Below are 13,114 nucleotides of genomic sequence, written 5' to 3' on the forward strand. Positions count from 1 at the left end.
ATGCTTCCTCCCCATTATCCTTCTATTTTTATAAACATGATCTACGAACGTATCAGAACTCTTCTTCCATCAATAGAAACTTTGCCCTCACGAAGCAAACGAATGGCCTGCGGAAGCACCATATGCTCAGCAGCATGAATGCGCTCTGCCAAAGACTCCGCTGTTTCATGCTCGTGAATTTCAACGGCACGCTGCGCAATGATCGGACCTGAGTCTAAGCCCCCATCCACAAAATGCACCGTAACTCCGGTCACCTTAACGCCGTAATCCACTGCCTGCTGAATTGCATTAACACCCGGAAACGAAGGCAGCAACGAAGGATGAATATTGATCATCCGGCCGTAAAAAGGCTCAACCAGCACATTGGTAATAATCCGCATGTAGCCGGCCATGACAACCAAATCGATCTGGCGGTCCTGCAGCTCCTTGAGGATTAAAGCCTCGTAAGCTTCCCTGCTTTCGTAATCTTTCGGGCGGAATGTAAAGACAGGCACCTTCGCTTCTTTAGCACGCTCTACCACATACGCACCCGGACGGTCACAAACAAGAAGCTCGATGCTGACATCAAGCTTCCCTTTCTGAACCTGATCGACGATCGCCTGAAAGTTCGAGCCGCTGCCCGAAGCAAATACGGCAATGCGGTAAGGCTGCATTACACGTCAGCTCCTTGGAAGGTAACCACTCGGCTTCCTTCGGTCACAACGCCCAGACGGTAAGGCTTCTCGCCTTGCGCTTCAGCAGCTTTGATCGCTTTCTCCGCATCATCCGCGCTGACGATAATGACCATACCGATCCCCATATTGAATGTGCGGAACATATCGTTGTTGCTGATTGCTCCTTCACGCTGCATGAGCTGGAAAATCGGCAGAATCGGCCAGGAACCGTATTGGATGTCCACATTTACGTTATCCGGCAGCACACGCGGGATATTCTCGATGAAACCGCCGCCTGTAATGTGCGCCATACCTTTGATCGCCACTTCCTCCAGCATGCCCAAAACCGGCTTCACATAAAGCTTGGTTGGCTCGAGCAGCACACTGCCCAGCTTATCTCCCAGCTCTTCAATGTGATCATGCAGTGAGTAGCCTTTGTCTTCCAGCAAAAGTTTGCGCACAAGTGAAAACCCGTTGCTGTGCACACCGCTGGATGCCAGACCTAGAACCACATCTCCAGGACGGATCGTGGAGCCGTCGATGATTTTTTTCTTGTCAACGATTCCTACGGTAAAGCCGGCAATGTCATACTCCCCCGAGGCATACATGCCCGGCATTTCCGCCGTTTCTCCGCCGATCAGTGCGCAGCCGGACTGCTCGCAGCCGTCAGAGATCCCTTTGATGATCGCTTCGATTTTTTCCGGAATGACTTTATCGCAAGCGAGGTAGTCCAAGAAGAAGAGCGGCTCCGCGCCTTGAACGATAATGTCGTTCACGCACATCGCAACAGCGTCGATACCGATCGTATCATGCTTATCCATAGCAAAAGCAATCTTCAGCTTCGTACCTACGCCGTCCGTACCGGATACAAGCACAGGCTCCTCGTACTTGTCTTTGTTCAGGCCGAACAGTCCGCCGAAGCCGCCCAGATCCGTCAAAACCTCAGGACGAAACGTCCGCTTCACATGCTTCTTCATCCGTTCTACAGCTTCGTTCCCCGCCGCGATATCGACTCCAGCCTTTTTTATAAGCATCCGACACTTCGCTTCCACTCCTTTAATTTGTCTATATATGTAGGGGGAAAGAGCTGACTCAGCTCTTTCCGTTATGATTGGCGATAAAACAGGCCCATTACAAGCTTCAGCAGCTTTTCTCCGATCGCTGTTGACATGTTGTTATCTCATTTAAATAAAAGAATTCTAAAGGTACTAACAACCTGTCAAAGGCGACCGCTACGCTTCTCCGAAAACTACTGAGCTCTTCATTCCTCTTTATCGGCTATCTTGGGAAAGAGCTGACTAAGCTCTTTCCGTTATGATGGTATAAGTCCGTAATCTATGACGCCGTGCCTAGTCGCAGGCGCAGCCGACCTTCGTCGTATCCACGATTTCCGTCGGGTAATTGTTGTTGAAGCACGCCATGCAGTAGCCGCTCTCTTTGCCCGCTGAGCCCTGGCCGATGGAATCAACCAGTCCCTCCTGGGTGAGAAAATGCAGCGAATCCGCATTGATCGCTTTGCGAATCTCTTCGATGGAATTCATCGCAGCGATCAGCTCCTTGCGGGACGGCGTATCGATGCCGTAATAGCAAGGATTCATAAACGGCGGAGAGCTGATCCGTACATGGACTTCCGTAGCTCCCGCTTCACGAAGCAAGTTCACGATACGCAGCGAGGTCGTTCCACGGACGATCGAATCGTCGATCATGACGACACGCTTGCCTTCAACGACTTTACGAACGGCGCTCAGTTTCATCTTCACGCCCTGCTCGCGCAGCTCTTGGCTTGGCTGGATAAAGGTCCGGCCTGTGTAGCGGTTCTTGATCAAGCCCAGCTCGTAAGGAATGCCCGTCTGCTCGGCAAAACCGATCGCAGCTGAGATACTCGAATCCGGCACGCCGGTCACGACGTCCGCATCAACGAACGCTTCCATCGCCAGTCGCTTCCCCATCCGCTTACGAGCGGAGTGGATGTTGATGGCATCGATGTCACTGTCAGGACGCGCGAAGTAAATATACTCCATTGCGCAGATGGCGCGTTTGCCGCCTGGAGTAAACTGCTCCGAGCGGAAGCCGTCGCGATCCAGGACAATGAGCTCACCTGGCTGTACGTCACGGAAATATGTCGCGCCCACGGCGTCGAAAGCACAGCTCTCAGACGCGAACAAGTAAGCATCTCCAAGACGTCCAATCATAAACGGGCGCAGACCGTTCGGATCAAGGGCAGCGATCAGCTTGTCCTTGGTGATGATCAGGAACGCAAATCCACCAACGACCTGTTTCAAAGCATCCTTCACCGCATCCTCGATGTTATCATGCTCCGAACGGGCAATCAGATGCGCCATAACTTCCGTATCGCTCGTCGTTTGGAAGATCGAGCCTTTACGCTCCAGATCACGCTTGATGATGTTCGCATTGTCCAGGTTGCCGTTGGTTGCAAGCGCCAAATCACCCTCACGGTATTTGAACACCAGCGGCTGTGCATTCGCCAGCTTGCTTTCGCCTGCCGTTGAATAACGGACATGGGCGATCGCGGTAGAGCCAGTCAAGGGAGAGAGTGTCTCTCCGGTGAATACTTCTTTGGCAAGTCCCATGCCCCGGTAGTAGTTAAACTTACCTTCATCAACCGTGCAGATACCGGCGCTTTCCTGCCCTCTGTGCTGCAAAGCATGAAGCCCGTAGTAGCAGAGAGAAGAAGCGTCGGGGTGACCATACACCCCGAACACGCCGCATTCTTCGTTCAATTTGTCAAACAAACCGCCATGGCCGCCAATACCTTCGTTGTAATACTCACCTGTCCAAAGCTCATGCTGCTGCCCGCTCAGCTCATCGCTGGGCGCCGCAGGAAGCTTCAGGGCCCCGGTTTGTTTCACGCCATTAGACATGGAATCGCATCCTTCCAGACCTTTTCCAGCTCGCTGACCGGAGACTGGATTTGCTGCTTGCCGTTCACGGCAACGCTCAGCTCTGTTCCTGTGACTGTTCCGATTTCTTGATAAGGTACGCCTTGGGAAGCGACCCAGTGCTTTAATGCATCCGCTTTGTCAGGCGAAGCCGTCAACAGAATGCGGGATTGGCTTTCGCTGAACAGTGCAATATCTGTGCGAAGCTCGGAGTTGATCGCTACTTGAGCGCCGATACCGCCGCTGATTGCACTCTCAGCAAGAGCTACAGCAAGACCGCCCTCGGATAAGTCATGCGCAGAAGCGACATAGCCTTCTTGGATCGCTTTTAGAACGGTTTCCTGCAAGCGTTTCTCTACTGCCAAGTCCAGTACAGGAGGACGGCCTTCGGTTACGCTGTGAAGTACATATTGGAATTCACTGCCGCCGAGCTCTGCCTTCGTCTCGCCGAGCAGGATGATGATGTCGCCTTCGTTTTTGAAGCTTTGCGTCGTGATGTGGTCAACGTCGTGGACAAGACCCACCATACCGATAACCGGTGTCGGGTAGATTGCTCCTTTGGCGTTCTCGTTGTAGAGAGACACGTTACCGCCGATGACCGGAGTGTTCAACTCACGGCAAGCTTCCGCCATACCGTCCGTTGCTTTCTCAATCTGCCAGAAAATTTCCGGCTTATCCGGAGAACCGAAGTTCAGGTTATCCGTTACCGCAAGTGGTTCAGCGCCGGAGCAAACAATGTTACGCGCCGCTTCGCTCACCGCGATCCGTCCGCCTACTTCCGGATCGAGATACACGTAGCGCCCGTTGCAGTCGGTTGTCATCGCAAGTCCCTTGCGCGTGCCGCGAATGGTTACGACTGCTGCGTCCGAACCCGGGCGCACCGCAGTTTCCGTACGAACCATGTAATCATACTGGTTGTACACCCACTCTTTGCTCGCTACCGTCGGGGACGCGAGCACTGCCTTCAGCGCATCCGTCAACTCCGTTACCTCAGGGTAACGAGTCGTATCGATGGATGCGTGCGTCTCATAATAAGCCGGAACTTGGTTCGGCTTATTGTAAACCGGGCACTCGTCAACCAGTGCCCCTACCGGCATATCCCCCACGACTTCACCGTGGTGGATCAAACGCAGGCGACCGTCATCGGTCACCTTGCCGACCTTCGCGCAGTGCAAGCCCCAGCGCTCAAAAATGCCCTTCGCTTGCGCCTCATGCTTCGGCTCCACGACGAACAGCATGCGCTCTTGCGACTCGGACAGCATCATTTCATACGCTGTCATGCCTTCTTCGCGCTGCGGAACCTCATCAAGGTAAAGCTCCATACCGTTACCGGCTTTACTTGCCATCTCAGCGCTGGAGCAGGTAAGCCCCGCAGCGCCCATATCTTGAATTCCAAGCACGATGCCGGAATCGATAAGCTCTAAGCATGCTTCCAGAACCAGCTTCTCCATGAACGGATCGCCTACTTGCACCGCAGGACGCTTCGCTTCGGATTCCGCTGTCAGCTCCTCGGACGCGAATGTCGCGCCGTGGATACCGTCGCGTCCTGTTGCAGGACCGACGTAGAACACAGGGTTGCCTACACCTTTGGCGACACCGCGTTGGATTTTATCATGGTCGATAAGCCCTACGCACATCGCGTTAACAAGCGGATTCCCCTCATAGCTTTCGTCGAACATGACTTCGCCGCCAACCGTTGGAATGCCGATACAGTTCCCATATCCAGCGATACCGGATACGACGTGCTCGAACAAATATTTTACACGGTCATTTTGCAGTTTACCGAACCGCAGAGAGTTCAGCAGCGCAATCGGACGCGCACCCATCGAGAAAATATCACGGATAATACCGCCCACACCTGTTGCTGCGCCTTGATAAGGTTCAATCGCTGAAGGGTGGTTATGGCTTTCGATTTTGAATACAACCGCTTGGTTGTCTCCGATGTCTACGATCCCTGCACCTTCGCCTGGACCCATCAGAACGCGAGGGCCTGTAACCGGGAACTTGCGAAGGACTGGCTTGGAGTTTTTGTAAGAGCAATGCTCCGACCACATTACGCTGAATACGCCGATCTCGACATAGTTTGGATTACGTCCGAGGAAGCCGCAGATTTTAGCATACTCATCGTCGGTTACGCCCATTTGCTTGTATATTTTCTGCTCTGCGATTTGCTCGGCAGTTGGTTCCTTAGCGGATAGCTGCTGCGCCATGTTTCTCCCTCCAAGTGCTTAGAATCGATGTAAACATTTTCTTGCCGTCCGCGGACCCGAGCAGCTCATGAATGGCGCGCTCCGGATGGGGCATCATACCTACTACGTTACCGGCCTTGTTGCAAATACCGGCGATATCGTCAACGGATCCGTTCGGGTTGTTACCCGCTTCATAACGGAATACGATCTGGTTGTTTTCTTGCAATTCTTTCAGTGTAGCATCGTCACAGTAGTAGTTGCCTTCACCGTGAGCAATCGGAATGTTGATCAGTTCGCCCTCTGCGTAGTCGCGAGTGAACGGAGTTGTATTATTTTCAACTTTCAAAACTGCCTGGTGGCAGCGGAATTTCATGCCGTTGTTGCGAAGCAGTGCGCCTGGAAGCAGTCTAGCTTCCGTCAACACCTGGAATCCGTTACAAATACCTAAGATGTATTTGCCCTCTTCAGCCGCTTTGACAACAGCCTTCATCACATTCGTAAATTGAGCGATAGCGCCGCAGCGCAGATAGTCTCCGTAGGAGAATCCACCTGGTACTAGAATGCAGTCATACTTGGAAAGGTCGTCAGCCGTATGCCAGACGTAGTCAACAGGCTGTCCAATCGTATCTTCGATAGCTTTGTAGCAGTCGATGTCGCAGTTCGATCCCGGAAACACAAGAACCGCAAAATTCATGTCGTTCTCCTCCTTCATCGTCCTACGCCAACTCGTAGCGATAGTCTTCGATAACCGTATTAGCCAGCAGCTTTTCGCACATTGCTTTTACGCGTGCTTCTGCCTCCGCTTTGTCCGTTGTACCCAGTTCAAGCTCCAGGTATTTACCAATGCGAACCTTGCCTACTTCTTCAAAGCCCATCGAATGAAGAGCTCCTTGAACGGCAGTTCCTTGCACGTCCAATACGTTTTGTTTGATCGTTACATAAACGGTTGCTTTCATTTCCCTAACTCCTCCTCGAGTTGACTGCTTATTTAATCCACCAGACGGTGAAGGATTTCTTTGTATCTGCGGGATATTTCTTCAACGACCTCAGCTGGAAGCTCATCCGGCTCGCTGTTCTTGTCCCAACCGGAGCTTGCGAGGTACGTCCGCACCGGCTCTTTGTCCATGGAATCGATCTCGATATCCAGCGCATACTTGTCCTCCGCCCAATAGCGGGAGGAATCCGGCGTGAACACTTCATCAATCAGGATCAGCTCTCCGGCATAGAAACCGAACTCAAACTTCGTATCTGCTAAAATAATACCTTTGCGCTCACAGATCGCATGAGCCAGTGTGTAGAGCATGATGCTTTTTTCTTGAAGCTCGTAGGTCAGCTTCTCGCCGACTAGTTCGATCATCTGCTCCAGTGAAATGTCTTCATCATGACCGACATCGTTCTTTGCCGCAGGTGTGAAGATCGGGTTTTCCAGACGTTGGTTCTTGCGTAGGCCTTCCGGAAGCTTTTTACCGTTGATCTCTCCGGTTTTCTCGTACTGTCTCCAACCGTTGCCTGTGATGTATCCGCGAACGACGCACTCGATGGAGATGCGGTCCGCTTTTTTCGCTACGATAATGCGCTCCTTCAGCAGCTCTCTCGCCTCTGCATCAGGAATGATATCCTGCAGCTGTTCCACATCCGTATGCACGATGTGATTCTTCATATAACCGCTTGTGATGCCGAACCAGTACTTGCTGAGCGCGTTCAGCACATAACCTTTATCAGGAACGCCCGGCTTTAAAATATAGTCAAACGCCGAAATCCGGTCGGTGACGACGATCAAAAAGTTCTCGCCCAAATCATACAGCTCGCGAACCTTGCCTTTATGAACCAAAGGCGCCTTAACCAGATTCGTGGCCGTATCCAGAATATTGCCTGCCAAGACCAACACGTCCCTTCTATATATAGCTTCCTGCTGGGCAGGAAGATCAGTCTGTCGATAAAGTGAGGGCCATTACTACTGAGCTCTCCATTCCTCTTTATCGCAAAACTCCGTTTACCACCAGGCAAGGAGGTAATGCTCTCCGTTCCACCTTGCCGACAGAAGATTTCTCCTGCCTCTTACAGCCCCAGTCGGTCAAAAATCGTGTCCACATGCTTCAAATGCCAGCTTGGATCGAAGCAATCGGCGATCTCTTCTGCGCTTAGCACTTCTGTAATGACAGACGCGTTCTCCACGATCTCGCGGAAGGAGCGCTGCTCTTCCCAAGCCTGCATGGCTCTTGGCTGTACGGTGTCGTAGGCTTGCTCGCGGCTGAAGCCCTTGTCGATCAGCTTCGTCATCACGCGGCCGGAGAAAGGAACATCGTACGTGCTGCGCATGTTGCGCTTCATATTTTCAGGGAATACCGTCAAGTTCTTGATGATGTTGCCCAGGCGGTTCAGCATGTAGTTCAGCAGCTGCGTAGCGTCCGGAAGAATGATGCGCTCTACGGAGGAGTGCGAAATATCGCGCTCGTGCCACAGCGTCACGTTCTCGTAAGCGGAAACCATGTGACCGCGGATCACGCGGGACAGGCCGGAAATGCTTTCGCAGCCGATCGGATTACGCTTGTGCGGCATAGCGGAGGAACCTTTTTGACCTTTAGCAAACGGTTCTTCAACTTCACGGAACTCACTCTTTTGCAGTGCGCGGATTTCAGTTGCGAATTTATCCAGTGACGTAGCTACCAGAGCTAGCGTCGCCATGTATTCAGCGTGACGGTCACGCTGCAGCGTTTGTGTGGAAATCGGAGCTGCTTTCGTGCCCAATTTGCCGCAAACATATTGCTCAACGAATGGGTCGATGTTCGCGTAAGTACCAACTGCGCCGGAGATTTTACCGTACTGCACGCCGTCAGCCGCATAGCGGAAACGCTCCAGGTTACGCTTCATTTCCTCGTACCACAAAGCCATTTTCAAACCGAATGTCGTCGGCTCTGCATGTACCCCATGCGTTCTGCCCATCATGGCCGTATGCTTGTATTGCTGTGCTTTTTCTTTCAAAATCTCGATGAAGTTCTGGATGTCCTTCTCCAAAATTTCGTTCGCCTGTCTAAGCAGGTAACCCAGCGCTGTATCTACAACGTCTGTGGAAGTCAAACCGTAATGCACCCATTTGCGCTCAGGTCCAAGCGTCTCGGAAACCGCTCTGGTAAAAGCGATCACATCATGGCGGGTCTCCTGCTCGATTTCATAGATCCGATCAATGTTGAAGCTTGCTTTCTCGCGAAGTACCGCTACATCTTCCTTCGGGATCACACCTAGCTCCGACCACGCTTCACATGAAAGAATCTCAACCTCTAGCCATGCCTTAAATTTGTTCTCTTCTGTCCAAATGCGCGCCATTTCGGGGCGTGTATAACGTTCAATCATTGCCGTTCCTCCATTTATTCATTTACTTACTTTCCCAAATGCCTTTGCGTTCTATCCATGCAAGCGCCTGTTCCACATCACTGGCAAGTACGTTGATATGGCCCATTTTGCGTTTTTCCTTCGCTTCCTTCTTGCCGTACAGATGAACCTTAGCACTAACGCCAAGCTCTTCATCCTCCAAAAATCCAGGTTGGTCGATCTGCTCCAAAAGTGGATCTACGTGTTCACCCAGCAAATTCACCATCACCACCGGCGACATCAGCTCCGTCGAACCTAGCGGCAGATTGCAAATCGCGCGAACATGCTGCTCAAATTGCGAGGTGCGGCAAGCTTCCATCGTGTAGTGCCCGGAGTTGTGCGGGCGCGGGGCAAGCTCGTTGACATAGAGCTGACCGTCCTTGGTCAGGAACAGCTCCACCGCGATCAACCCGATGACGCCAAGCGAATCCGCAATGCGCATCGCCAGCTTCTCGGCTTCCTTCTGAATCTCGGCTGAGATGCGAGCCGGAACGATCGAGAGATGGAGAATGTTATGTACATGTATGTTTTCCGCTGCGGGGAAGGCCTTCACTTCGCCGCGAGGGCTTCTGGCCGCAATGACGGATAATTCCTTATCAAAATGAATGAACTGTTCAAGTACCAGTTCCGTTTTGGCGCGGCTTAACGTTTCGTATGCTTCGTTCACTTCATCCAAAGAACGGATGACCCACTGGCCCTTGCCGTCATAGCCGCCTGTCGCCGTCTTCAGCACGCAAGGTGTGCCAAATCGCTCTACAGCTTCCCGAAGCTGCTCCGCGCTTGTGATTTCAGCGTAAGGAGCGACGGGAACTCCGGCTGCCTCAATCGCTTTCTTTTCACGAAGCCTGTGCTGTGTCGTGTACAGCAGCTTGCTTCCCTGCGGAACATACGATTCCTTCATTAGAATGTCTGTGACGTGTGCGTCGACGTTTTCAAACTCATACGTGATCACATCGGACACAGCCGCTAAACGGCGCGCCGCATCGACATCATCGTAGGATGCCTGGATTTGCTCGTCGGCAACCTGACCGCATGGAGCATCTTCCGTCGGGTCGAGCGTCACAAACCTGTACCCTATGTTACGGCCCGCCAGCGCGAGCATTCGGCCTAGTTGGCCGCCGCCCAGAACGCCAATCGTTCCGCCAGGCTTGATCACCTTACCGTTTGCTGCTGTCATAGCTGCTCACTGCTTTCCATCACCGTCTGCGCGATCCGCTCGCGGCGTGCTTTCACCTTCGCCTGCAGCTCAGGTTCGAATGCTCCGAGGATTTGTGCAGCCAGAAGACCTGCATTCGTAGCTCCGGCATGACCGATCGCCACCGTTGCAACCGGAATACCGCCCGGCATTTGCACGATCGAGAGCAGCGAGTCCAAGCCGTTCAGCGTGGACGTTTTTACCGGAACACCAATAACCGGAAGCTCCGTCTTGGACGCTACCATTCCTGGTAAATGCGCCGCACCGCCTGCTCCGGCTATAATCACTTGGATGCCGCGGCTTGCGGCGGATGCAGCATAGTCAAACATAAGATCCGGCGTTCTATGCGCGGAGACAACCTTTTTCTCATAAGGCACTCCAAGCTCCTCCAGAATCTCACATGCATGCTTCATCGTTTCCCAATCCGACTGGCTTCCCATTATGACACCAACACGTACTGTCATGACAAACCTACTTTCTTCATTATAGAGATGGTTTACATAACTAAATGTTTGTTGTTTATAACTACTAATTAGGGCTTGCTGAACGAATCAATTTAGTTTCAAAAGCCTCACGTTCACGCATAGCCGAACCGTTTGCAACCCCGCGAAAAAAGACAGAAAGAAAAGCCGTAGTCTTCGCTCCAGATTCATCACGAGGAACTGCATGCTGATGACCGTCTCGCTCGTCGCCTGAAGGCGTGCTCGAATACGACCAAGCCCATAGCAACGCTTGCCCTCGCCGAATTTGCCTTCGATTGCGTTACGTTCCGATGCGTCGACCTTGGAGAGGCGCTTGGCTTCCTCTTGATTAGCGGATGGTCGCCCAAGTTGCGGTCCGCTGAGGCGGATGCCCAAACCCTTGCAATACCGCAGGTTTTCACGGTTACGGTAGATCTGATCCGCAAGCACCGCTTCGGGGTAGAAGCCAAATCGTTTGTAGTAGGCTTCGACTGAGGCCTTCAGCGTGAGACCTTCGTTGAAATTGTCCCAATCCCGTTTCTCTTCAAACGCAAAGCCGTTCACCAAGCTGATGGCGACTTTCGCGCCAAACTCTACGCTGGCCTTTGCCTTGCCGCGCACAATGGGACGAACGTGCGGTTGCGAGATGCTGACGATCCGATCCGGGATGCTGTGCGAGCGTTCATCGAACATCTGCCGTTGCTGGCGGTACAGCTCCTGAATGACCAACAGTTTTTTGTACAGGCTCCTAGGCAGTGCCGACAGATGACTAGTTTCAGCTAAAGCAGCAACCGTTCGTAAGTTGCGCGCAACGAACCGCAGTTGCTTTCCGATCGCTTTGCGCATCGTGCGGGGCTTTACGCGCCGCTGCTTGGACACAGCAAGGTACGCCTTCCTGGCTTTTTGCCGATAGGTTCGCGGTTTTGCGGTCTTTCCACGGTGCGGCTGATGAAGCAGGTCAATGATGATTTCCAGTTTTTCGCGCGCATCATTCAGCAGCGACAGGTCGGTTGGATACGCCATGTCGGCGGGAGCGCAGGTGGCATCAAGGAGCAGCTTTCCTTGATGAAGAGGCGCTTCGGCGTTTTGATGCGTGAGACTCCCGCTTGCGCTTCCTGCAGCGTTGCCTCCACTGGAGTCGTCATCATCCGAGCCTTGCTCGTCTGTCTGTTTCTGGACCTCTTCGAGGGCAATCCATTCATTCACTTCTTGAAGGACGTCGCTGCCAAGTCGCTTACGGAAGTGAGTCATAAGTGATGCGTGAAACGGACGTCGATTCTGATAACCAGGCAACCCCAGGAAGTACTGCAGATACGGGTTCTCCAGAATCTGCTGAAGTGTTTCTCGGTCATCGGTCCCGAGCCGCTCTTGAATGATGAGCGCCCCGAGCGCGACACGGACGGGTACCGCTTTTTGACCCTTTTGGCTCCTTTTGAAGGATTTGGCGTACTTCTCCTCAACCTTTGCCCATGGGATCATCGCCGCGAGAAGCACCCAGCGGTTATCTTCGCTTAATTTTCCACCAAACGGCAGGAAGAAGTCGCCTGGCAGAATGAGCTGACCTTCACTTCGCTGAAACATGATTTTGCCCTCCAGATGCACGGTTTTTACCGGACTACCTACCGGTTTCCTTGCATCCTATTTCGACAAAAGGACGGTTAAACCCTTGTTATTTCTAGGTTTTTTTTCGTTCAGCAAGCCCTAATTAGATATAAAAAATGCCCAGAGCTAGAATGCACCATTCTATACGCTGGACAGCAAAAGAACCGAATGCAAAAAGACCATCATCATCCTATGGTTCCCCTCATTCGTGTCCTCGTAGTCCAAAAAATTTAAGGTTCTTGGGTAGAAACTTTCGGGCCATATTCCCGACATTATACGAGTTATTTCGACATTTTCAATTGGGTGGGAAGTTCGTTCCCGCTTTCCTAGTTTACTACCAAGTCATGTCATGTGTCAATTTGAAAAAACGAACATTTTTCAGTAGGTTTCTTTAAAAAGTTCGCGTTTTGGCTCTATTTTGGATGATAGAGGAAAACTGCCCCGTGTTTATGCTTCACTCTCTGGATTTTTCAGCAACTTTCAGTTTGAAAGCCCTTTCGTAGAAAAATGCTAATTCATCTCATCCCAGCATCATGAACTTCTCTGAGCAAGCCATATCATTCGACATCAGTATAAAAAGAAGAGGCTTTCCCGTGAGCCGTGAAATTTCAGGCTTGGGAAAACCTCGAATTTGGTGGAGGAAGCTTCCTTCTAGAATTGTTGATAAAGCAGGGGCCATTCCGAACTTCAGTAGATTTTCTTCGATCACTACTGAGTCCTCCATTTACCTTTATCAGCAACTGAA

At 52.0% G+C, this 13,114-nt stretch carries 12 protein-coding genes and 1 riboswitch; all 12 genes read right to left on the reverse strand.

The window, feature by feature from the left end:
* Positions 1 to 41: 41 nt before the first annotated feature.
* Positions 42 to 653: a phosphoribosylglycinamide formyltransferase gene (purN, locus tag L0M14_RS24175; protein WP_235119031.1), complete on the reverse strand. Its 612-nt coding sequence runs from the start codon at positions 651 to 653 to the stop codon at positions 42 to 44.
* On the reverse strand, positions 653 to 1,687 hold the full coding sequence (gene purM / locus L0M14_RS24180) for a phosphoribosylformylglycinamidine cyclo-ligase (RefSeq protein WP_235119032.1): 1,035 nt from the start codon (positions 1,685 to 1,687) through the stop codon (positions 653 to 655). Before purM ends, purN begins: the two co-directional genes overlap by 1 nt.
* Before the next feature lie 315 nt (positions 1,688 to 2,002).
* A complete protein-coding gene (gene purF / locus L0M14_RS24185; protein ID WP_235119033.1) occupies positions 2,003 to 3,535 on the reverse strand; it encodes an amidophosphoribosyltransferase in 1,533 nt (510 codons plus the stop codon).
* A complete protein-coding gene (gene purL, locus L0M14_RS24190) occupies positions 3,520 to 5,763 on the reverse strand; it encodes a phosphoribosylformylglycinamidine synthase subunit PurL (RefSeq protein WP_235119034.1) in 2,244 nt (747 codons plus the stop codon). Before purL ends, purF begins: the two co-directional genes overlap by 16 nt.
* On the reverse strand, positions 5,741 to 6,436 hold the full coding sequence (gene purQ, locus L0M14_RS24195) for a phosphoribosylformylglycinamidine synthase subunit PurQ (protein ID WP_235119035.1): 696 nt from the start codon (positions 6,434 to 6,436) through the stop codon (positions 5,741 to 5,743). The genes purL and purQ overlap by 23 nt, the downstream gene beginning before the upstream one ends.
* 22 nt (positions 6,437 to 6,458) lie before the next feature.
* On the reverse strand, positions 6,459 to 6,698 hold the full coding sequence (gene purS, locus L0M14_RS24200) for a phosphoribosylformylglycinamidine synthase subunit PurS (RefSeq protein ID WP_079414612.1): 240 nt from the start codon (positions 6,696 to 6,698) through the stop codon (positions 6,459 to 6,461).
* 32 nt (positions 6,699 to 6,730) lie between these two features.
* The gene (locus tag L0M14_RS24205) at positions 6,731 to 7,621 is read right to left on the reverse strand and encodes a phosphoribosylaminoimidazolesuccinocarboxamide synthase (RefSeq protein WP_235119036.1); all 891 of its coding nucleotides are present in this window, start codon (positions 7,619 to 7,621) and stop codon (positions 6,731 to 6,733) included.
* Positions 7,622 to 7,800: 179 nt separating this feature from the next.
* Positions 7,801 to 9,093, reverse strand: coding sequence for an adenylosuccinate lyase (gene purB, locus L0M14_RS24210; protein WP_235119037.1), 1,293 nt, complete (start codon positions 9,091 to 9,093; stop codon positions 7,801 to 7,803).
* A gap of 22 nt (positions 9,094 to 9,115) precedes the next feature.
* The gene (gene purK / locus L0M14_RS24215) at positions 9,116 to 10,288 is read right to left on the reverse strand and encodes a 5-(carboxyamino)imidazole ribonucleotide synthase (protein WP_235119038.1); all 1,173 of its coding nucleotides are present in this window, start codon (positions 10,286 to 10,288) and stop codon (positions 9,116 to 9,118) included.
* The gene (purE, locus tag L0M14_RS24220) at positions 10,285 to 10,770 is read right to left on the reverse strand and encodes a 5-(carboxyamino)imidazole ribonucleotide mutase (protein ID WP_235119039.1); all 486 of its coding nucleotides are present in this window, start codon (positions 10,768 to 10,770) and stop codon (positions 10,285 to 10,287) included. The genes purK and purE overlap by 4 nt, the downstream gene beginning before the upstream one ends.
* Positions 10,771 to 10,857: 87 nt before the next feature.
* The gene (locus L0M14_RS24225) at positions 10,858 to 12,348 is read right to left on the reverse strand and encodes an IS5 family transposase (RefSeq protein WP_235117997.1); all 1,491 of its coding nucleotides are present in this window, start codon (positions 12,346 to 12,348) and stop codon (positions 10,858 to 10,860) included.
* A 218-nt stretch (positions 12,349 to 12,566) separates the two neighbouring features.
* Positions 12,567 to 12,669, reverse strand: a riboswitch (purine riboswitch).
* Between the two features lie 220 nt (positions 12,670 to 12,889).
* Positions 12,890 to 13,078 carry a hypothetical protein gene (locus L0M14_RS24230; RefSeq protein WP_235119040.1) on the reverse strand — a complete coding sequence of 63 codons (189 nt, stop codon included), beginning with the start codon at positions 13,076 to 13,078 and terminating at the stop codon, positions 12,890 to 12,892.
* Between the last annotated feature and the right edge of the window lie 36 nt (positions 13,079 to 13,114).

The organism is Paenibacillus hexagrammi (assembly GCF_021513275.1).
GTDB lineage: Bacteria > Bacillota > Bacilli > Paenibacillales > NBRC-103111 > Paenibacillus_E > Paenibacillus_E hexagrammi.